This window comes from Klebsiella sp. M5al (genome assembly GCF_002090195.1).
Taxonomy (GTDB): domain Bacteria; phylum Pseudomonadota; class Gammaproteobacteria; order Enterobacterales; family Enterobacteriaceae; genus Klebsiella; species Klebsiella grimontii.
Window position 1 is genome coordinate 3,944,939 of record NZ_CP020657.1, and the last position, 21,506, is coordinate 3,966,444.

Annotated in this window: 18 protein-coding genes; all 18 read right to left on the minus strand. The window is 36.9% G+C overall.

The window, feature by feature from the left end:
* Window positions 1–113: 113 nt before the first annotated feature.
* The 18 genes from BWI76_RS19005 to BWI76_RS19090 all read right to left on the minus strand — a co-directional run bounded on the left by BWI76_RS19005 (window position 114) and on the right by BWI76_RS19090 (window position 21,392).
* Window positions 114–1,100, minus strand: a complete 987-nt coding sequence (locus BWI76_RS19005) for a glycosyltransferase family 2 protein (RefSeq protein ID WP_004138726.1) — start codon at window positions 1,098–1,100, stop codon at window positions 114–116.
* Window positions 1,097–2,044 carry a polysaccharide pyruvyl transferase family protein gene (locus tag BWI76_RS19010; RefSeq protein WP_004138724.1) on the minus strand — a complete coding sequence of 316 codons (948 nt, stop codon included), beginning with the start codon at window positions 2,042–2,044 and terminating at the stop codon, window positions 1,097–1,099. Before BWI76_RS19010 ends, BWI76_RS19005 begins: the two co-directional genes overlap by 4 nt.
* 16 nt (window positions 2,045–2,060) lie before the next feature.
* Window positions 2,061–3,533: an MOP flippase family protein gene (locus BWI76_RS19015; protein WP_004138723.1), complete on the minus strand. Its 1,473-nt coding sequence runs from the start codon at window positions 3,531–3,533 to the stop codon at window positions 2,061–2,063.
* A gap of 224 nt (window positions 3,534–3,757) precedes the next feature.
* A complete protein-coding gene (gene ugd, locus BWI76_RS19020; protein WP_004138722.1) occupies window positions 3,758–4,924 on the minus strand; it encodes a UDP-glucose 6-dehydrogenase in 1,167 nt (388 codons plus the stop codon).
* Window positions 4,925–5,169: 245 nt separating this feature from the next.
* On the minus strand, window positions 5,170–6,576 hold the full coding sequence (gene gndA, locus BWI76_RS19025; protein ID WP_004138721.1) for an NADP-dependent phosphogluconate dehydrogenase: 1,407 nt from the start codon (window positions 6,574–6,576) through the stop codon (window positions 5,170–5,172).
* 216 nt (window positions 6,577–6,792) lie between these two features.
* Window positions 6,793–8,349 (minus strand): hypothetical protein, encoded by a 1,557-nt coding sequence (locus tag BWI76_RS19030; RefSeq protein ID WP_145977446.1) that lies wholly within the window; start codon window positions 8,347–8,349, stop codon window positions 6,793–6,795.
* A gap of 18 nt (window positions 8,350–8,367) precedes the next feature.
* Entirely contained in the window at window positions 8,368–9,255 is an 888-nt protein-coding gene (locus tag BWI76_RS19035; RefSeq protein ID WP_004138719.1) for a rhamnosyltransferase, read from the minus strand.
* A 23-nt stretch (window positions 9,256–9,278) separates the two neighbouring features.
* Window positions 9,279–10,397, minus strand: a complete 1,119-nt coding sequence (locus BWI76_RS19040; RefSeq protein WP_004138718.1) for a glycosyltransferase family 4 protein — start codon at window positions 10,395–10,397, stop codon at window positions 9,279–9,281.
* A gap of 49 nt (window positions 10,398–10,446) precedes the next feature.
* Complete coding sequence (locus BWI76_RS19045) at window positions 10,447–11,415, minus strand: EpsG family protein (protein ID WP_004138716.1); 969 nt, start codon at window positions 11,413–11,415, stop codon at window positions 10,447–10,449.
* A gap of 317 nt (window positions 11,416–11,732) precedes the next feature.
* The gene (rfbD, locus tag BWI76_RS19050; protein ID WP_004138713.1) at window positions 11,733–12,587 is read right to left on the minus strand and encodes a dTDP-4-dehydrorhamnose reductase; all 855 of its coding nucleotides are present in this window, start codon (window positions 12,585–12,587) and stop codon (window positions 11,733–11,735) included.
* Entirely contained in the window at window positions 12,584–13,120 is a 537-nt protein-coding gene (gene rfbC / locus BWI76_RS19055; protein WP_004138711.1) for a dTDP-4-dehydrorhamnose 3,5-epimerase, read from the minus strand. Before rfbC ends, rfbD begins: the two co-directional genes overlap by 4 nt.
* 2 nt (window positions 13,121–13,122) lie before the next feature.
* Window positions 13,123–13,992: a glucose-1-phosphate thymidylyltransferase RfbA gene (rfbA, locus tag BWI76_RS19060; RefSeq protein ID WP_004138709.1), complete on the minus strand. Its 870-nt coding sequence runs from the start codon at window positions 13,990–13,992 to the stop codon at window positions 13,123–13,125.
* Between the two features lie 15 nt (window positions 13,993–14,007).
* Entirely contained in the window at window positions 14,008–15,072 is a 1,065-nt protein-coding gene (gene rfbB / locus BWI76_RS19065) for a dTDP-glucose 4,6-dehydratase (protein ID WP_004138707.1), read from the minus strand.
* A 69-nt stretch (window positions 15,073–15,141) separates the two neighbouring features.
* Entirely contained in the window at window positions 15,142–16,050 is a 909-nt protein-coding gene (locus BWI76_RS19070; RefSeq protein ID WP_064371587.1) for a glycosyltransferase family 2 protein, read from the minus strand.
* Between the two features lie 36 nt (window positions 16,051–16,086).
* Window positions 16,087–17,514 (minus strand): undecaprenyl-phosphate galactose phosphotransferase WbaP, encoded by a 1,428-nt coding sequence (wbaP, locus tag BWI76_RS19075; RefSeq protein ID WP_064371588.1) that lies wholly within the window; start codon window positions 17,512–17,514, stop codon window positions 16,087–16,089.
* A 124-nt stretch (window positions 17,515–17,638) separates the two neighbouring features.
* Window positions 17,639–19,801, minus strand: a complete 2,163-nt coding sequence (locus tag BWI76_RS19080) for a polysaccharide biosynthesis tyrosine autokinase (RefSeq protein ID WP_004138703.1) — start codon at window positions 19,799–19,801, stop codon at window positions 17,639–17,641.
* 17 nt (window positions 19,802–19,818) lie between these two features.
* Window positions 19,819–20,253: a protein-tyrosine-phosphatase gene (locus tag BWI76_RS19085; protein WP_004138701.1), complete on the minus strand. Its 435-nt coding sequence runs from the start codon at window positions 20,251–20,253 to the stop codon at window positions 19,819–19,821.
* Window positions 20,253–21,392, minus strand: a complete 1,140-nt coding sequence (locus BWI76_RS19090; protein WP_004138699.1) for a polysaccharide export protein — start codon at window positions 21,390–21,392, stop codon at window positions 20,253–20,255. The genes BWI76_RS19085 and BWI76_RS19090 overlap by 1 nt, the downstream gene beginning before the upstream one ends.
* Window positions 21,393–21,506: the final 114 nt, after the last annotated feature.

Genomic DNA, 21,506 nt, shown 5'->3' on the forward strand with positions numbered 1-21,506 from the left:
TCCCCCGCCATAATAGATTATGGCCAACTGGCCACAGAGACACAATATCATCTCAAACAGATTACTTTTGGGAAAATAGTGAGTTATAATAAGACATTTTTGATGATGTTAATTTATTTGCATCCAAATTTCCTCATAACAAACTTAACCACTCGATACACAAAAAAATTATGCTGCGCTAAAAAAATATAAAAAGTTTTATACTTTTTCAGTAAAGCTCTAACTCTTTGAGACGTTTGGGTTGTTAAAACGATATTATTGCTTTTCTGTATCACTAATATATTCAATATATTCTCTATCAATCGTGCTCGAAGGTATTTTTTTATTTCCCCATCATGAGATGCTAGCAATACCTCAAGCGCATTTATGCTTTCAATATATCCAATTATATTTTTTTCAGATCTAGATGATTGCATGATTGAGCCAGCCCGGACTCTTCGTTTAAAAAAACATTTTCGTGTGATAAATGTTTTTCCGGCATGTAAAAAAAGCCTTGGAGTAAACTCTTCATCTTCATGGATAATGGACTTAAATGTAATATTAAAATCTGTAAAAAATTTGCGTCTAAAAATATAAAGCCAAGCATTAGGATAAAAAGTCCCTGTTCTTGACATTTCTATAAAAGCCTCTCCACCCGAAGAAAATAATGTCTCATGAACTCGTAAGTATTTTGGCAATTTGTTTTGAGGTGCTACCATTTCCTTATCTGCACCGTCAAGAAATGATTCAGCTGAGAATGCAAAAATATCCAATTCGCCATTCGATTTTAACGCATTATAAAAATCCTCAATTAAATACAATTGCAACACATCATCTGAATCGAAATAATAAATATACTCTCCCAATGCAGCTCTGGTACCAACATTCCTAGCTTCTCCCAGACCTTGATTATGAGTGTGAATAATTTTCACATACTGAATTTCACTATAGTATTGTTCAACTAATTCACCAGAGTTGTCGGTAGAACCATCATCGACAATAATGACCTCAAAAGGAGTTATTGTTTGATTAATTACTGAATCTATTGCTTCTAAAACATACTTACTGACATTGTAGACAGGAATGACTACAGAAAGTGTTGGTAAATTCGTATCTCTCATATATTAATTAACTCACAATTTGGAACGGATTTTGTCCAGGCCTCATAGTAAGTAGAATTTTTACCATATGAGTTATCAAGAAGCTTTGTATTAACCCCAAGTAAACAGCATAAGATATGACCATGCATTCTTGATGTCACCACATCCGAATGAATTTTAAAATAATTATTAACTCTCTCAACTAACTTATCTGTGTACCTAGCCCAGAGTAACTCGGTGGGAACAATTTGTTTTCCAATAAGATTATTTATTCGCTCAAATTGTCTAAGAAGGTTAGTATAAGACCGGTCTTTATCTGAACAAATATCTTCCCAGTCCTCATAATGTGATGGTCCGGGAATTCCTTCTAACCCAACTAAATTTGTTTCTTCTATATCTTTACGGATCATCCATAATGTGTCCCGTTTTATATCCTCTTTTTTTTGCGTAGAATAAATCCCCCACAATGAATGAGCCATATCAGGGCAGAGCCGAACATCATTGCAAAAGTTATCATTGAGGATGTTTTGGCTACGCGTATCTCGGCAAAATATTGTTAAATTCTTGTGTGTCCGAATAATCGAAGCAGACTTTCTCATTTCGCTTTCATTTTTAAAATGTACTGTTTGCGGTAAGAAAATTACTTTATTATTTGGAAATTTCTCAACAACTGCTTCCCTAAGAGCTTGATGTTGAGGATAAAGATCACCAAAATTACCCCCACCATGCAGTAGAATAATAACATCATCAGGTATATCTTTAATCTTTTTTACATAAGCCAAACTTGTATTATCAGTTCTTCTCGCTAAAACCTTATATTTTCTTTCCTTGAAAAACTGCTCTGTTCCCTTGTAAATCAACAAATCCCCAACATTCAAATGTAAAGGTATATCCAAGTATATAATACGACTTCCATGTGGTACAACATCATCAATAACTGATAATTTATTTTTTAAAATAGTCATATAGTGCATATTATTCTTAAGCCCTTACGAATCGACGGATTTTAGGATTTTTAATAATCTGTCGCTTAACTTCACAGATGAAGCTATTACGACTGAAAATTATTGTAACGAAAAATACAATAACACCAACAATTACTTGAGCCATAAGCATAATGATAACTTCGGACGAAAATGCATATAAGCCAACTAACCATGCTGCTAAGACTGTCGGTAATGTCAATATAAATGGAAGTAAAATACTCTTGAGGTATTCACGATAACTTTTACCTAATACAGGTTTGATGAGAATAAAATAGCTCAGATAAGTATTCAGAAGTTGAACAGCCAGAAATCCAAGAGCAGCTCCTACCCCTCCAAAAAAAGTCGCTCCTATCCAAATAGATGGTATAAACAATACTAGTTTGAAGACATTAAACTTAAAGCTTATATCAACTCTCGCCTTTGCCATTAACAATGAACCAATAGGATTACCGATAGACCTCAACAAACCGACAATACATAAAATCTGTAATATGGGTGTAATAAACAACCATTTATCACCAAAAATTAATATTACAAAATTATGTGAAACCACTAGTAGTCCCAATAATACCGGAAAATTAATTAACCCAACAAATGATAATAACTTATAAAAATTTTCTTTTAATTTTTCTTTATCATCTTGAATTTTAGCAAATGCAGGGAAAAGGACTCTTGTTAAAATTGGATTCAATCGCGAAGGTGGCATAACGGCAACATTGTAAGATAGATTATAACCACCTGCAACGATTGCACCTAATGACCGCGAGAGAATAACTGTAGCAATATTTGAATTTAACTGATTTACTAACGCATCAGCAGTAAGATAAGCGCCGAATTTGATATTCGATTTAATAGATTTTAATTTAAAAATTAGCGATGGTTTATATACTTTTCTGCCAACATAAAAGAACATTGCTGTTTTCGTTACTGACATGCATAAATAACCCCATATAGCAGTTATAGCATACGGATGAAACCACGCAGAAACCATTGTCACACCAGAACCAATTAATATAGAGATGGTTTCAATTAGACCAATTTTCGAAAATTCCAATTCCTTTTGCAAAAGAGCCCTGTATTGTTGCCCGTATGGAATAATAATAAAGGCAAATGAAAGAACTTGTACCAACGGTTTTATATCCGGTTGATGAAATAAGTCCGCTATATAAGAACTTAATGAAAAAACCATAATAAAAACACAAAAACCAATTACAACATTAAGCCAGTATAAGGTGGAAAGTTCCACTTCTGCTATATCTTTCCTTTGTATTATTGAATTGGATATTCCAAAGTCTGATATTGTATCTGCAATTACTATAACTAACATTGATATAGTTAAAATCCCAAACTGATGGGGCTCGACAATATGGGCCAAGTATGTGATTTGCAAGAAAGAAATACCTATACTTGCAACAGTGGCTATAGCTGACCACTTGGCACCCTTAACGGTTTTATCTCTTAAACTCATAGTTAATCTTCTTGCTAATAAGTGAACCAACAGTAATCATTATTGTAGGCGATGTATTTATCATATGACGTGATTGAACATCATAAATGTTAATGACAGAAAAAAGACCGAAAGACATTAACATTAATAAAAATTGATTATCTATAATTGTTTAACCTATTTCATCAATAAACAATTAGAACTAATAACTTGATACCGATTATGAAATCGGTATCGATAAAATATTAATCGCTGCCAAAAAGATCTCTGGTATAAACTTTCTCGGCTACGTCACGTAACTCTTCAGACATCCGATTAGATACAATCACATCGGCTTTACTTTTAAATAACTCCAAATCTCTTATTATTTTAGAATTAAAAAAATCACTATCTGTCATTGCAGGCTCATAAATAATAACAGGGATACCTTTAGCTTTGATACGCTTCATAATGCCCTGAATAGAAGAAGCGCGGAAGTTATCGGAGCCACTCTTCATGATCAGGCGATAAATGCCGACGACTTTAGGATTACGCGCCAGGATTGAGTCGGCAATAAAATCTTTACGCGTGCGGTTAGCGTCAACGATGGCACCGATGATGTTATTCGGTACAGATTCATAGTTTGCCAGCAGCTGCTTGGTATCTTTCGGCAGGCAGTACCCGCCGTAGCCAAAGGAGGGGTTATTATAGTGATTACCGATTCGCGGATCGAGGCAAACGCCTTCGATGATCTGTTTACTGTTCAGACCCTGGCTTTCAGCATAGCTGTCCAGTTCATTAAAGTAAGCTACGCGCAACGCCAGGTAGGTATTGGCGAATAACTTAATCGCCTCAGCTTCGGTGGAGTCAGTAAACAGCGTCGGGATATCCTGCTTAATCGCGCCTTCTTTCAGCAGATTAGCGAAACGCTCCGCGCGTTCTGAACGCTCACCAATGACAATACGTGACGGGTGCAGGTTGTCATAGAGCGCGCGGCCTTCACGAAGAAACTCAGGAGAGAAAATGACATTATCAATGCCCAGGCGCTCTTTAATATCACGAGTAAAGCCAACGGGAATGGTGGATTTAATAATCATTACCGCGTGGGGGTTAATCTCGGTGACATCACGAATAACGGCTTCAACGGTCGAAGTATTGAAGTAGTTCGTTTTCGGATCGTAGTCAGTCGGCGTGGCGATAATGACATAATCTGCATTACGATAGGCATCATGCTTGTCAGTTGTCGCGCGAAAATTCAACGGCTTTTCCGCCAGATATTCCTGGATCTCCTTATCAACAATCGGAGAAATCTTTTGGTTAATCATATCAACTTTGGATTGAACGATATCCAGCGCCACCACCTCGTGGTTTTGCGCAATCAGGATGCCATTCGATAAACCAACATAACCGGTACCGGAAATAGTAATTTTCATTCGATCACACTTTAATCAGTTAACTGGACAGTGGCATATTAGCCACCCTGGTAATCAACGCTTGTGGCGGTTTTACTCCGTGGCTGGATGTATGTCAAGGAGAGACCTTACCAGTGTCGGGGTAATAGCCAAAACTCTAAAGAGGAAGCGCACATACATTATGAAAGTACGAGTGTCTCGAAAAAAAGCACAAAAAACCCGGCTAAAAACTAACCGGGATTTTGCTTTAAGTTAGGTAATGGAATTTAATCCATCCACTCAGTGTGGAACACACCTTCTTTATCGGTACGCTTATAGGTATGTGCACCAAAGTAGTCGCGCTGCGCCTGAATCAGGTTCGCAGGCAAGACTGCGGAACGATAACTATCATAGTAGGCGATGGCCGCAGAGAACGTCGGGACCGGAATACCATTCTGCACAGCATATGCAACAACATCGCGCAGGGCTTGCTGATAGTCATCGGCAATCTGCTTGAAGTATGGGGCCAGCAGCAGGTTGGCAATGCCGGCATTCTGCTCATAGGCATTCGTAATCTTTTGCAGGAACTGAGCACGAATGATGCAGCCGGCACGGAAGATTTTCGCGATCTCACCGTAGTTCAGATCCCAGTGGTATTCATCAGAAGCCGCGCGCAGCTGGGAGAAGCCTTGAGCGTAAGAGACGATTTTGCCCAGATACAGAGCCCGGCGAACTTTCTCAACGAACTCCGCTTTATCGCCTGCACTCTTAGCCTGCGGTCCGGTAAGGACTTTCGAAGCAGCCACACGCTGGTCTTTAAGAGAAGAGATGTAACGGGCGAATACAGATTCGGTAATAAGTGACAGCGGTTCGCCGAGGTCAAGAGAGCTCTGGCTGGTCCATTTACCGGTACCTTTGTTTGCTGCCTCATCGAGGATCACATCAACCAGGTATTTACCCTCTTCATCTTTTTTGGTGAAGATGTCTTTGGTGATGTCAATGAGATAGCTGCTGAGCTCACCTTCATTCCATTCGGTAAAGGTTTGGGCCAGCTCTTCATTAGAAAGCGCCAAACCACCTTTCAGTAAAGCATAGGCTTCAGCAATCAGCTGCATATCGCCGTATTCAATACCGTTGTGAACCATTTTGACATAATGACCTGCACCATCGGCACCGATATAGGTTACGCACGGCTCACCGTCTTCTGCGACTGCTGCAATCTGCTTGAGAATTGGAGCAACCAGCTCATAAGCTTCTTTCTGGCCGCCAGGCATGATCGAAGGACCTTTAAGCGCGCCCTCTTCACCGCCGGATACGCCGGTGCCAATGAAGTTAAAACCTTCAGCTGAAAGCTCACGATTACGACGAATAGTATCCTGGAAGAAGGTGTTACCACCATCAATGATGATGTCACCCTTATCCAGGTAAGGCTTCAGAGAGTCAATGGCACTATCAGTGCCTGCACCCGCTTTCACCATTAACAGGATACGGCGCGGAGTTTCGAGCGACTCAACAAACTCTTGCACTGTATAATGTGGGACCAGTTTCTTGCCGGGATTCTCGGCAATCACTTCTTCGGTCTTTTCACGGGAGCGGTTGAAAACGGAGACGGTATAACCCCGGCTTTCGATGTTGAGCGCAAGGTTACGCCCCATCACTGCCATACCGACAACCCCGATCTGTTGTTTAGACATCTTTTACTCCGGTCTTAATGATAAACAGCCCATAGCCTCTACGGCAAACAAGCTTAGATAAGCATCTATACTTTACCCCATGATGTCAGTCGGTGATAGATGCCACTGCAATCATTTAACATAATAAAAACAGGTGAAAGTTTTTGTTTCGCAAAAAAATAAATTGTCATTAAAGAATGAGCAACTGCGATAAAATAAGCACTGCCTTTCTAAAAATTATTTATCTGTGAATCTAGCTTTTACAACACTACCCATTTGATAATGTTTAAATTTTATTTCTGACAAATCCAATTTAACGTTCAAACGATTCATTTCATTTCCATCAAAAAATACACCATTTAAACTTTTTCTTATACTTCCTTTTATTTCCCCAGCAACATCACCAATGACCTTCATATCAAACCCTTTCTTAACGGTGCTATTGCTTTCACCTCTATAATCTATTCTAACATTCTCTAAAGACTTTGTTGATTTATTTTCAATAACTAGGCCGTAGTTATCGCATAATGAACTAACACAAACCAAATCAATATTAGAAACATTAAACCCGGAGTCGCCTTTTAATTGAACATATGTCCCAACCCAAGAACACCCCTCAGTTATCGACGTTCCTTTGATATTTCCAGTCTCAATCTTTCCATTATTGGATATTATAAACGTACCATTACCCTGAATGGTATTTTTTGTATAAGAATAAAATTGGATATTATTACTATTGTATATAACCAACCCATTACTTAGGTTGTCAAACGACAGCACCCTAACGTTTCCAAAACTATTATTAGGTTCAACTTCAACCGTAGCGTTTGTGTTATACCTACCCTCAACGTCAATGTTAAAATTTCGCGAATTCAATATTTTTACACCCGCACCATATGCCAAATCTTTCGCTGTTATATTTGGTACAACCTGGCCTGAATGATGGAGGTTCCCAGTAATTTTAATATTTGAAGATGATTCCACCCATATATTAAAAGAACAACAGGATATATCAGCATTAACTATTTTAATGTTATTCGCATTTATGATATGAACCCCGAAGTCTTGACAATCACAAATAGCATAACCAGAGATATCCGTATCTTGCTTTAAATGATTCTTAATTTTTCCTATTGGGTTTGCCCCTTCTATTCTTAAATTATACAGATTGAAAGGGCCGTCACCCGACAATTTAAGGACGCTACTTTTATTATCTTTAGTGCCTATGCGTTTGGGAGTGCGTCTTGTTAAGAGTGCACTATTAGCAAAGATAGTTATAGGTTTGGTTAGAGTCCAGATATTAGCTTTATTTTCTCGTCCTGAAAAATTATTATAATAAACTTTTTTTCCATCCAACATAACCACAGCATTAGAGGGAATGGAGTCGAGCATTTTTTGGAAATATTTATAATCATCGAATACACCATTACCGACAGCCCCATACATTTCTGGTGTATAATGCCCTTTAATAATTCTTTTCCAAAACCACTCATTATTTACTTTAGCTAAAGTGCCACCATCATCGTGTTCAATATATCCTTTAACTGCAATAAACTCTCCAGAACCTTCATTTAATCCTTGGTGCCAACTTTTTAACTCGATACACTGGCCTTCATTTCTGGGTACCAATTCCCTGAGTTCGTCAAATGAATTAACAACATTTAATCTTGCAATGGGATGAAAACGATTATCAGTACCTGCTTCACTATATAATGCTGAAAATCCTGTTCTGGAGGAAAATACTGAAAATGAAAAAAACAAAAACTTCGAAAAACGCCTTCTAGAAAGTTTCATATCACCTCACCATATATTCTATCCCTTTCCAACCTTGCCAACAAAACCGTCCTTAATACCTTTACACATAGTTCTTGCATTCAAGAATTTATGCTTCTGCGTTAGTATTAACAATAGCTGATGAACAATATTCATTAAGTTATCACGAATTTTTAGCATCAAAGGTATGTGTGATAATTTTGAAAAAAGTATTGCATTTCTAATCCTGTAATAACGTCTGATAGGAGAGTGCACCGGGACATGCAATCCACCTATATTAATCATTTTATCCCCAATTGCATGCTCCATGACAGCATTCGTTGATACAAAAATCTTATATCCTTTTGATATTGCTCGTAAGCACCATTCAGTATCAACGTAGTCAATGAAAAAATCTTCATCCATATACCCCACATCATCAAGTACTTTGACCGGAATATAAGAACCTGAAGAAATAATAATGGTAGCCTCAAACGGTTTAGAAAAATGGGCAGGATCAACTTTTTCTCTAATGCCAAACTTATTCAACCGAATCTGTTTATAATAAAAGCCATATCTTGAATCAATAAAAGTAGGCCCTATAACTGCAACTTTATCTCCAGCAGCAATTAAATCATTATAATCATTTACTAGCGACTCGATGAATTCAGCTTTTATTTCACTATCTTGATCAAAAAAAACAATAGCTTTGGCATTTTTACTTTTGCAATATAATATCCCTTTATTCTGAGCAAAAGCAATACCCATATTATCGCCAAGATTAATAACATGAGCAATATTTTCTATTTCAGAGAGGGAATCTTGCTTTAAAGTACCGTTATCTACAATTACTGGAGATACCCCCTGCTCTCTTAAAGCCACGATCAATTTTTTTAAATTAATAAGTTGGGGATGATAAGTAACAATTACTGCGAATAAATCTTTCATTATTTTACCATAGATTGTTGATTTTATTTAATTAATAACTCATTTAATATCTTTTTACACTGAATATCCCAAGATAAATTATCATGAGCAAAATGACGCATTCTTGCTGGTGTATCAAGTGATAATGATGAATACCACTGAATTATCTCTTTAACATCAATATCCTTCTCATCTGGCGTAACATCAAATATAAAATCCACATCCATGAAAGAATCATCCATATGGCTTTTGATGAAAGGAAGCCCTTTAGCAGTATACTCTTTAGACTTTAGTGAACTATTATAAAAAGAACCGCTCCTGTGCCGTCCTAACGAGTCCACACACACATGAGCTTGTTCATAAATTGCATCAAGCTCATTTCCACTCTTAGAACCAGTAAACAAAATATTATCCTGGATTCCGTATTGCCGCACTTTTTCTTGAAGTGCAGACATTTCTGGCTCACCACTGCCAACGATAATAAATTTTAAAGTATATTTTCCTTTATAATTGTAAATGGCTTTAATCAGTCTATCGTATCCATGCCAAAAGGATAAGCGTGCAACCCCCACAAAAATGAATTCATCATTAAGTGGTTTTAGCTCAGTTCTTACAACATTGATAAAATTCAAATCAATCCCATTTGCAATTCTAAGTGTAGGTACGCCCCAAATTCTTTCATACTTATCCCCCATGTAAGTAATTACATCTATATATTTATATGTAAAAGGAAGACAACACTTTAGAATTAAATCTGAAATTTTTAATCGCGCAGTATTGATTTCCTTCTCATAGGGAAAAGTAGGTATTTCGAAAACGATCTTGCAGCGCCTATTATTTTTTAGCTTTTTAAGAAGTGCTTTCAAAAAAATAAAACCAGCACCTCCAACCGGTTTTCTTATATAAACAAGATCATATTCACAATTAATTTTAAGAGATAAATTATAGTAAAATAAATCTTTATATATACATTCAACTACCTGGGATTTGCTATTTTCTGTGTAAGGTTCATTCTCAATCACATAAAACCCATCCTCTTTTCTATACGCAAAATCAACATCGAACCCAAGTCGTTGATAAGCCAGAACGTTATACTTTATTTTATTCCAGATCCCATCACTTTTATCCTCATAAATGTTAGTTATATACAGCATCTTAGGCATTTTAGGCACCATTTCTGATAATGAGTATTGTGAGTATATTTTAAGGATCTTAAGATGTTAAAAAGGGAATGTTTAAATTTAATAGTTGTCCATAATTCTTTATACCAACAATTATATACATGAAGAAGATGGCAATAAAAAAATAAGATTTAAAAAACAAACGAGACAACAATATAATAAAGAAAAGGTTTGATATCTCAAAATATCTTAGAGCAACTGCAGGGATTGCCAAGGTTGAATAAAAAATTATGACGCCCACATAAGACATAACGAATTCAAACGTATATTTATATGAAATAAGTTTTTTATTAAAAAAAACAAACAAAACTGTTAATAACTGAAAGAAAGGCAAGACAGAATATACATTTATATCTACGCCGATTCCTTGCTTTTGTAATTCTAGGTATTGATTAACACGTGATATAAATACAGCGCCTTGCTGAATCAACAGTGACAGTGCTATGATCGCCGGACCTGACCAAAAAATCCTCTTATATCCAATACGCTTAGCATGCACCAAGCAAAATATACAAAGAGGAACAACTAAGGATAAATGAACAAAGATTGATACAACAAACAATAAAAACTGAACCCAGCCTTTACGCACATACATTGCATAGCAAAATATAGCCAGCGCTAATGCTATTCTAATTTGAATATAATCATGCAAACAAAGAAGATATGAGCTATAGAGAACTAAAAAAAATGAAAAGCGTTGCGTCGCAAGACTAATTGAATATATTTTTAAAGATAATGTGATAATGGCGCACCAAAAAAGAAATATATCAAAGCCTTCTGCCAGGCTATGGAAAGGATGCATCAGCAGCACAAAGACGGGGTCTTGGATATTAGTTATTATATATATAATATCATTTGCTGAATCATCAAAATAATTTAGGTAGACTCCATAATCACGCCAGACTAACGGGTCTTTAATACCAACCATATATGCACAAAAAAGCACATAGGGAATAATAATAAAAATAATTGTTAGAAGTCTTTCTTTCTTTATAATCATTTTAATTTCCGAAATGATTTATCTTATTGTTCATGAAATAAGTCATTAATTGAAATAATTGAATGTGAATTATAACACCTTTAAAACTTAAGATATAATATTATTAATGACTATAATTTAAATACTCCCGGCATATATTAAGTTTGAGCTTGGCACATGATTAAATAATCTTAAATGTGTAATTTTGTAAGTAAAGAGCCCCGCAGGGCCCTATTAGTTCAATTGCTTTTGTAAAAATATAAAGATTCATCACTCAAGGCAATCCCAGTAACATATAAAAGTAATGAACTAAATTATTAATACAGAATTCACCAACTCTATAACTTAGCTAACACATTTTCCAAAGCATACATCCAGTTTGATGGATTAATTCCAATAACTTTCATTTTGGTGCAGTTAAGACTTGAGTAAGAAGGTCTTTTTGCTGCAGTAGGATATGCCTCAGTTGTAATAGCATTAAGCGAAGGAGGCCTAGAGATAATGTTAGCATCTACCGCTTTTTTAAAAATATGTTCAGCAAACTCATACCATGAGACTTCTTTATCTCCACAGAAATGATATATCCCGCATGATGTTTTTATTTTAATCATTTCGATGATCGCTTGAGCGATATCGCCTGCATAGGTAGGACAACCGCGCTGATCATTTATAATCGACAGTTCTTTTTTTTCGCGACCAAGCCTAAGCATTGTTTTGACAAAATTACCCCCATATTCACTAAAAACCCAAGCCGTTCTGATTATAATCGCCGTTGGACTATTTTTAATTACAGCCTTCTCACCATCAAGTTTGGTTTTTCCATATATACCGAGTGGATTAGTCAGATCATTTTCAAGATACGGTATCGTTGAACTTCCATCAAATACATAATCCGTCGAAATATGGAATAAAATTGCACCATATCGATTTGCCGCTATGGCTAAATTCCTTGGTCCGTCTTCATTTACACTTTTTGCAATATCAATTTCAGTTTCGGCTTTATCAACTGCGGTATAAGCCGCAGCATTTACAATAATATCTGGTTTAAATGTTTCAACTGCCTTCAAAACCCTTTTATTATTTGTAATATCAAGTTCAGAAGTATCAGTCGCCCAAACATCCCAATCATCGGGAACCCGATCCTGAAAACACTGACCTAATTGACCATTTGCACCAGTTAACAATATCTTCATGCAAATAGCTCCTTAAGAGTTTTCCCTTGCTTATCTTTTTCGGAAAGTAAAGGATTTTTCTCAGGCCATTCGATGCCAATATCCACATCATTCCATAAAATACATCCCTCAAATCCTGGATTATAGTAATCTGTGCATTTATATTCAAAATCAGCTATGTCGGATAGCACAACAAAACCATGAGCCAAGCCTGGTGGTATCCAGAATTGAGTTTTGTTTTCTTCTGAAAGAATTACCCCTTCCCATTGGCCAAAAGTAGGTGATTCAGGTCTAATATCAACTGCAACATCGAAAACTTCACCACGAACCACCCGAACTAATTTACCCTGCGCATGCTGCGTTTGAAAATGAAGTCCGCGAAGGACTCCTTTCGTTGAACGAGAGTGATTGTCTTGAACGAAATCAAATTCTATATTTAACATTTCCTGATAGCGTTTTTTCTCAAAAGTTTCCACAAAGAAACCCCGAGCATCACCAAAAACTTTAGGCTGAATAATTTTAACATCAGCAATTTTAGTATCAATAACCTGCATAATTATTTCTCCTCTACCAACATTTGGAGATATTGCCCATATTGTGTTTTCGACAGTATTTTAGCTTGTGCTAATACTTCATCTTTAGTGAGCCAACCTTTGCGATATGCAATCTCTTCCAGGCATGCCACTTTAAATCCCTGTCGCTGTTCAATTGTATGGATGAACTGAGAGGCCTCAAGTAAACTCTCATGAGTACCGGTGTCTAGCCATGCAAATCCTCGGCCTAGCTTTTCAACGTGCAAATTGCCTAGTTCCAGATACATTTCATTTAGCGTAGTAATCTCTAACTCACCACGTGCAGACGGTTTAACTCTTTTTGCCATTTCTACAACATTGTTATCGTAAAAATACAGCCCCGTAACTGCCCAGTTCGATTTTGGTTCGGAAGGTTTTTCTTCGAGAGACACAGCGCGACTGTTTTCATCAAACTCGACAACACCGAAACGTTCTGGATCCATTACCTGATAGCCAAACACTGTAGCTCCGTCTGTTCGTTGCACAACAGTTTCTAACTTACGTCCAAAGCTTTCACCAAAATAAATGTTATCCCCCAGAACCAACGCACAGCTGTCTCCATTGATAAATTCTTCACCAATCAAAAATGCCTGAGCAAGACCATCTGGGCTTGGTTGAATAGCATAACTAAATTTTACACCGAATTGACGACCATCACCCAGCAAACGCTTAAATCCAGGCATATCATCAGGAGTCGAAATGATTAATATATCTCGAATGCCAGCAAGCATCAAAACAGAGATTGGATAATAAACCATAGGTTTATCATATATGGGTAACAACTGCTTTGATGTCCCCTTGGTAATTGGATATAAGCGAGTACCTGAACCGCCAGCAAGAACAATACCTTTCATATTTTTTCCTTAGAATTATCGTGAGAGACCCAGACGTTTGTCAGTGTATGAGCCATCCTTAACGCGACTCCACCAAATCTCGTTAGCAAGGTACCATTCAACCGTTTTACGAATACCACTTTCAAAGGTTTCTTGTGGCTTCCATCCAAGTTCATTTAGGATTTTTGTAGCATCGATAGCATATCGAACATCATGACCAGGACGATCTTTTACATAGGTAATAAGATCGCAATAATTATTTAAACCTTTAGGCTTGGTGGGCACATACTCTTCCAATAACAGACAAATTGTTTTTACAACATCAATATTTTTTCGTTCATTATGTCCTCCAATATTATAGGTTTCACCTACAATACCCTCAGTCACAACTTTATATAGGGCTCGGGCATGATCTTCTACATACAACCAATCTCGGATTTGCCCGCCATCACCATACACAGGAAGAGGTTTCCCCTCTAATGCGTTTAAAATAATTAGGGGAATTAGCTTTTCTGGGAAATGGAATGGTCCATAATTATTTGAGCAGTTCGTAACGATTGTGGGTAAACCATATGTTCTTAACCATGCACGGACTAAATGGTCACTAGACGCTTTTGAAGCAGAATATGGGCTGCTAGGCGAATAAGATGTCTTTTCAGTAAAAAGATCGTCTGTTCCATGCAGATCACCATAGACCTCATCAGTTGATATATGATGAAAACGGAAATTACTTTTGAATTGCTCTTCTAGTTGATTCCAATAAGCACGTGCAACTTCTAAGAGAGTATAAGTTCCAACAATATTTGTTTCAATAAAAGCCGCGGGCCCATCTATTGAACGATCAACATGACTTTCTGCAGCTAAATGCATTACTGCATCAGGTTTGTGATAATGAAAAATACGATTCAATTCATCTTTATCACAAATATTCACTTTTTCAAAACTAAAACGGTCGCTAACTGATACTTGTGTTAATGATTCTAAATTTCCTGCATACGTCAAGCAATCCACAACCACTACTTCATCAGTAGTGTCATTTATTATATGACGCACCACTGCTGAACCAATAAATCCCGCACCGCCAGTGACTAAAATTTTCATCTTACCCTCATGTATTGAAATATATTGTTAACAAATTTTAAATTCACATTCGTTTGATGCCTAAAGTGTTTATAATTTCCAATACCTTTTATGCATACTAAATAGCTTAATAAGTTTCATTGGCATAATTTTATATTTTTGGCCTAATTTATAACCGGTAATTTTCATAAAATTGCTAATGCAGGCGTATGGAATCCAGAGTGGAGCTTTCTGAAGAAGGAATTTGAACTCAGAAATCATATATTTCTTGCCTTCACCTGCCGCTCCTCCACTATTTTCACGTATCCATGGTTCGTCCGTGTGAAAAACACCTATGTCAAAATAACGTTTAAACTCTTCGATTGGAGTGTAGTTATGTGAATGTTTCACAATTGCATCCGAGACATATGCAACCTTGAATCCTGCAAGTACAGATTTCGCAGTAAAAAACATATCTTCACAGAGTATTGTATTTTCCGGAAACCCTTTTAATTCTTTAAATGCAGATAACCTGTATGCTGAAAAAGAATTAGACATAAAAAATGTTTTCAACCCCATATTAGGGATTTTGCATTTATCCGCTATATATCCCTTCTCGGGATAACTGAACGAGCGAGCATGAATCGCTAAAGGATTTGCATCTGTATGAGGAAGTTGGCGTCCATACGCGCAAACAACATCTTCATTTTCGAAAGCAGAAAGGATATTCTCAACAAAATTTGGTTGTGGTATTGCATCCTGTGTTAGGAAAATTACCACATCATAATCATCGAAATCTTTAACCGCAAGGTTTCTAGTGCCTCCATGATTAAACTCATTTCCAGGTATTGTAAGCACATTGAATCCATTGGAAATAGCAACCGATACTGTATTATCGCTGCTACTCGAGTCTATCACTTGGACGACTGTATTAAGTGGGGCGTGTTTTTTAATTTCTGAAGCAGCTGTCTGCCAGATTTCCCCACCGTTATATGTAGGAATTGCTATGTAAAATTTCATGTTAAAACCAACGTTTGAATTATAAGAACGCGAACATTAATAGGCGCCATCTTTTTTCAATACAACACCAATAGTTTTAAATAAAATTGCTATATCATTCCACATAGACCAATTTTTAACATACCAAGCATCCAAATATACCCTAGTCTCATAATCGACATCACTTCGACCACTTACCTGCCAAAGACCAGTCATTCCAGGCTTACTCAACAAGTAATAATCCACTTCATCATTATATCTCTCTAGTTCTGCAGTAATAATTGGCCTTGGTCCAACTAAACTCATTTCACCCTTCAACACATTAAATAATTGAGGTAACTCATCAAGACTTGTACGTCGCAGGAAGCCACCAATTTTTGTAATTCTAGGATCATTTTTAAGTTTAAAAGTTGCTTCCCATTCTTTTCGTGCCTCTTGATCAGAGTCAAGTAGGTTATCTAAAACTTCCTTAGAATTAATTACCATCGATCTAAACTTGAGACATTTAAAAGGCTTACCACCTTTTCCTATACGCTCATGCCCATAGATAGCTGGTCCACCATCTTCTTTTACTTTACGACTTATATAATAAAGAACTGGTGATAATACGAAAATTATTGATAGTGACCCTGCTATATCAAAAATTCTTTTAAGAACTCTTGACGACCATTTCGCTAAATTTTGCTGTACACGAAAAATCATCACTTCATGACTAAATATAAATGACATATCTGTACTATCTAATGGCATTCCACGTAAAGTAGGGATCACTGATACATAACGATACCCTTTAATCATAAAGTTTCTTAACCATGTATTTCTTATGTCACTTTGATGAGCTTCTACTGCGACTATAAATTGTGTTTTATTATCTTTACTTAATAACCAATTCAAATCATTAGGCAAGACTGGAATTCCATTAATTTCATTTCCATCTGAGGTTCCACCTTCGCTACTAATAAAGCCAACAATGTTTAAGCCTAGATTACGCTCGCTATCAATAGCTTTATATGCTTCATGTGCGTTTAACCCACTTCCAATAATCCATGTATCACGTTGCCATAATCCCAATATATCTAAAATTCTCTTTGTGAACATACGCGAGGCAGGAACCAGAAATAGTATAAAAATCCAAGTTAGAATCCACAAAAAACGAGAAAATGACCAAGTTGTGAATGCCATTACAGCTATTTCAATTATGGCGAATATCACCAAGGTCCGTAATATTTCTTTTAATTCAAACCAAAATGTTTTACGATAAAAGTAATGCCTTAATCGCATTGAATACCAAGCTACGCAACACCCCCCTAATAACCAATGAAGTGCAATCCATCCTTCAATCTGGTATCCATAAATTTGCGTATTAGTTTCATTTAAAAATAAGCTTAATAAGCCTAATGCTAAATAAATTGAAACTGTAAAACTTATAAAGTCAGATAGTGCTAGCGCTACACTGACAATAAAATTCCTTCCGAGAAGCGTCATAATACCCTCTCAATTTTGTAATATATTTTGATAATGCTAACTGACTTTAGGAAAAGAGATAATAATAAGAGAGGCATGCCTTTAAATATATTGGACCAATAATGGCCCAATATATTATTCACTTTTATTTATCGTCAGTATATGTATATCCATAATGGCTATACCCATAGCCATAATAGCTGCTAGCTTTTTTGACAACACCATTAAGGATACAACCTTTTACGACTACTCCGCTTTGCTCAAATCTCTTGAAACTTACTTCAAGTTCTTTAGCTGTATTTTGCTCGAAACGAGCCACAAGCAATGTAGTCCCGGCATAATGTCCTATAATTGCGGCATCTGTTACTGCTAAAATTGGAGGCGTATCCAAAATAACGATATCATAATTCTGACTTGCCCACGAAATTAACTCACCGAATCTGCGATGCATAAGCAGCTCTGCCGGATTTGGAGGTACTGCGCCTCTTGATATAAAATCAAATCCTACATTTGATATATTTTTTACTGCTTTGTTGATTTCAATTTTACCTGATAATATATCTGATAAACCATTATCATTACTTACGCTAAATAGTTTATGGGTATACCCCTTTCTCATATCCGTATCAATAAGCAAAACTTTTTTACCAGTCTGAGAAATAATAGCAGAAAGATTTGTACTTACAAATGTTTTACCTGCATTTGGACTAGCACCTGAAATCATCAATACATTATTTCGAGCTTCCATCATAGCAAAATGTAAACTAGTCCGTAACCCACGAATAGCCTCGATAGCTAAATCGGCTGGGTTTTCTACTGCAAGAAATCCCTGATACTCGCTTTTCTCTTTTTTTCTCCACCCGGGTGTCTGCACCATTTTTTTAGCAAAAGCTTCTGATACAGGGATGCTTGCGTAAACGTTAATCCCAATTTCTTCTAATTGCTCTGGGCTTTCAATCCCACGCCTGAAAAAAACACGCAGCAACACCAATCCTATTGAAACAAATAATCCAAAAACTATTCCAGCTAGTAGAACAATTATCTTCTTGGGTTTAACTGGCTTTGGCTGTGTAACGGCATTATCTATTATGCGGACATTCCCAATAGCACTTGATTTTGAAATACTTAATTCTTGCTGACGATTTAAAAGCTGCATATAAACTGCTTGACCGGAATCAACATCGCGACTCAGTCTTAGGATCTCTTGCTGCGTTTTCGGCATTGATGAAACCCGTTGATTCAACTTTGCTTTTTCATCTTGCAGTGTCTTTCTTTTTTCCATTAATGCTTTATAAGTAGGATGTTCCTTCGTGTAAAGTTGTGAAATTTCTGACTCACGAAAAGTTAACTCATTTAATTGATTATCAACATTAACTATTTGTTCAAGAACTGACTTAGCTTCCAACGACAAATCAACAGAGTCATTTTGCCGACGATACTGATTAAGTTTATCTTCTGCAATATCAAGATCACCTCTAACTTTTGGTAATTGAAGATTTAGGAAATCTAAACTCTTTGCATCTTGTGCTGCTTGTCGGGCAATATTTTGTGCTAAATAATTATTACTAATACTATCAACAATCTTTGCTATCAGTTCCGAATCATCACCAACTAACGATAGTGTCAACATACCAGTATCTTTACCTTGGTCAACAACTGTGAACACATTTTGCAGATCAGTAATAGCTTTAAGTTTATCGACAAATAATATTGTAAATTCTGTTCCAGGTTCGGATTCAATAGAGTTTACTTTTAATGATAAATCTTTATCATCCAAGAGTTCGCCAACAGTACCTTTTATTGTTCTGTCGTTATATTTTACGAGATAGTGCTTGTCATCTTGCACTGTTAATTTAATTTCTGGCGGCTCATCATTATTTACCGGTAAATATAATCTTGTAATAGATATCCGACCAGGTTTATCTCCCATTAGTCGAGCCCAACCCTTTCCAAAAACAGGGAAATAATTTTGCACCGCTTTAGCCTGCAAGTTTAGATCACTTACAGTCTTACCCAAAATCATTCTGGACTGCAGCAAAGTAATCTCGGGAGCCGAACTTGGCTGACTATTAGGAAGCATTTGACTTAAATTGCTTAGTATTGCATTTCCTTGCTTTTGCTCTACTTGGATCAAAGCATCTGCTTGATAAATTGGTGTTGCAAAAAGTGCATAAATTAAAGCAATTAATGTAAATAATGCAGTAACAGAAATGATTAACTTTCTATGATCAATTAATTCACCAACTAATCGACCTAAATCGATTTCATCTGTTTCTTTCGCGGCAGTCTTATTTGTTATTGATGACATGCAATAATTCCTAATAATTATGCGCCTAACTTTTCAACCCAGCGTAAGCCAGCTTGCTCGATCAATTGATACACAGATGCAAATGCCTCTTCGCTTTTACGATAAGGATCTGGTATGTCCCTTTGGCCTAGCCATTGGCCAAAAAGCATGGTCTTTCCTCTTGCTTCAGGTGCTATATGACCAATTTGCTCAATATGTGCTTTTTCCATCACTAAGATAAGATCATAGCGTCGACTTAAAGATGAAGTAAACTGTTTACCTTTGTGACCGTCTAAAGACAGTCCATGAAGTTCTGCGATTTTTATTGCACTTTCGTCTGCAGAATGATCAACTAGTGCACCGGTTCCTGCCGAGTCTATTTTCTTATGTGGCAATGCTCGCCGCAGAAAACGTTCTCCTATAGGAGAGCGACATATGTTACCTGTGCACACAACTAAAATTGAATCAAACATTAGTTAGGCCATCTCTTAATATATCTAACGGTTTCAGTCATATCATGTACACCAGATATTGTTGGTACCAGTTGTGAGATTACGCGATTCCAACGTACTAGTGGCGCAGTCGTCACATACACAATGTCATAAGGCTGTAGCTGAAATTCTGTACCTAAAACCATTGCAGAAGCATCTTGAGCATTTAATTGATAGATATTAGCGATTTTGCCTTTATTATCACCTTTCAATTGACGAACCACGAAGATACCAGTTGCATCGCTCATCGATTGAGAAATCCCTTCGGAATTACCTAATGCCTCTGCAAGTGTCATCCCACTACGATCCATCTTGAGCGTGCTCTGCTTACCGACTTCGCCCATGACAAACACTTTCAGGTCATCGTTCCTAGGAACAAAAAGTATGTCACCAGGGAATAAGAGGTGATTCTGTGTAAGGTCGCCTTTCTGCATAAGTGCATACAGTGAAATCTTCGTATCCTTACCATTATGAGTCAGGACGACATTTCTCCAGTCGGCATCAGCCGCAAGACCACCCGCAGCGTTAATTGCATCCATTACAGTCAGAGGAATGTTTGTAATGGCTTGCTTACCGGAATTTGTTACTTCACCAGTTACATAGACTTTCTGTGAACGGAAAGCAGCAATACTGACATCAACTTGTGGACTTTCAATATACGTAGTCAGGCGATTCGCTATCTCTTGTCTCACTTGCGTTAACGTTTTACCTGCGACCTGAACTTTGCCAATATATGGATAGAAAATAGTCCCATCAGAGTTTACCCAGTTGCCCGTATCACTTGCGCTACGATATTGACCCGCAGGGGTTGTCAACTCAGGGTGATCCCATACAGTAACCATAAGCACATCGCCAACGCCAATACGATACTCATAGCTTTTTAACAGGCTATCTAATTGAGGATTCGAACGAGCAATGACGGGTTCGGGGCGGAGTTTATCTATCAGACCCGGCGTCATAGGATAAACATTAACCAGTTTATCCAGATCGTAATCGCTATCAGGCAGCTCAACCACATTCTTACGAAGGCTATTCAATCCCTGACCCGGCATGATTGTACAACCCGATAAAAACCCTATCGCTAATGCCAATGCCGAAAATCTAACAATTTTTTTCTTCATAATGTCACATCATCAGTAAACTAAAAGTGTCTAATTCCCAAACTACCGCGCGTTTTTTAGCTCTTCACAGACTGCTGAACCAGCGGTCGCATACCAGCCTGCTGACATTCTAAA

What these genes read in the sequence shown, in the direction of transcription:
- wbaP (WP_064371588.1), bottom strand. Translation starts at nt 17,514, where the DNA reads ATGACGCTTCTCGGAAGGAATTTTATTGTCAGTGTAGCGCTAGCACTA.
- BWI76_RS19010 (WP_004138724.1), bottom strand. Translation starts at nt 2,044, where the DNA reads ATGACTATTTTAAAAAATAAATTATCAGTTATTGATGATGTTGTACCA.
- BWI76_RS19005 (WP_004138726.1), bottom strand. Translation starts at nt 1,100, where the DNA reads ATGAGAGATACGAATTTACCAACACTTTCTGTAGTCATTCCTGTCTAC.
- BWI76_RS19085 (WP_004138701.1), bottom strand. Translation starts at nt 20,253, where the DNA reads ATGTTTGATTCAATTTTAGTTGTGTGCACAGGTAACATATGTCGCTCT.
- BWI76_RS19070 (WP_064371587.1), bottom strand. Translation starts at nt 16,050, where the DNA reads ATGAAATTTTACATAGCAATTCCTACATATAACGGTGGGGAAATCTGG.
- rfbA (WP_004138709.1), bottom strand. Translation starts at nt 13,992, where the DNA reads ATGAAAGGTATTGTTCTTGCTGGCGGTTCAGGTACTCGCTTATATCCA.
- BWI76_RS19030 (WP_145977446.1), bottom strand. Translation starts at nt 8,349, where the DNA reads ATGAAACTTTCTAGAAGGCGTTTTTCGAAGTTTTTGTTTTTTTCATTT.
- rfbC (WP_004138711.1), bottom strand. Translation starts at nt 13,120, where the DNA reads ATGCAGGTTATTGATACTAAAATTGCTGATGTTAAAATTATTCAGCCT.
- BWI76_RS19035 (WP_004138719.1), bottom strand. Translation starts at nt 9,255, where the DNA reads ATGAAAGATTTATTCGCAGTAATTGTTACTTATCATCCCCAACTTATT.
- BWI76_RS19040 (WP_004138718.1), bottom strand. Translation starts at nt 10,397, where the DNA reads ATGCCTAAGATGCTGTATATAACTAACATTTATGAGGATAAAAGTGAT.
- BWI76_RS19090 (WP_004138699.1), bottom strand. Translation starts at nt 21,392, where the DNA reads ATGAAGAAAAAAATTGTTAGATTTTCGGCATTGGCATTAGCGATAGGG.
- BWI76_RS19015 (WP_004138723.1), bottom strand. Translation starts at nt 3,533, where the DNA reads ATGAGTTTAAGAGATAAAACCGTTAAGGGTGCCAAGTGGTCAGCTATA.
- rfbD (WP_004138713.1), bottom strand. Translation starts at nt 12,587, where the DNA reads ATGAAGATATTGTTAACTGGTGCAAATGGTCAATTAGGTCAGTGTTTT.
- rfbB (WP_004138707.1), bottom strand. Translation starts at nt 15,072, where the DNA reads ATGAAAATTTTAGTCACTGGCGGTGCGGGATTTATTGGTTCAGCAGTG.
- BWI76_RS19080 (WP_004138703.1), bottom strand. Translation starts at nt 19,801, where the DNA reads ATGTCATCAATAACAAATAAGACTGCCGCGAAAGAAACAGATGAAATC.
- BWI76_RS19045 (WP_004138716.1), bottom strand. Translation starts at nt 11,415, where the DNA reads ATGATTATAAAGAAAGAAAGACTTCTAACAATTATTTTTATTATTATT.
- ugd (WP_004138722.1), bottom strand. Translation starts at nt 4,924, where the DNA reads ATGAAAATTACTATTTCCGGTACCGGTTATGTTGGTTTATCGAATGGC.
- gndA (WP_004138721.1), bottom strand. Translation starts at nt 6,576, where the DNA reads ATGTCTAAACAACAGATCGGGGTTGTCGGTATGGCAGTGATGGGGCGT.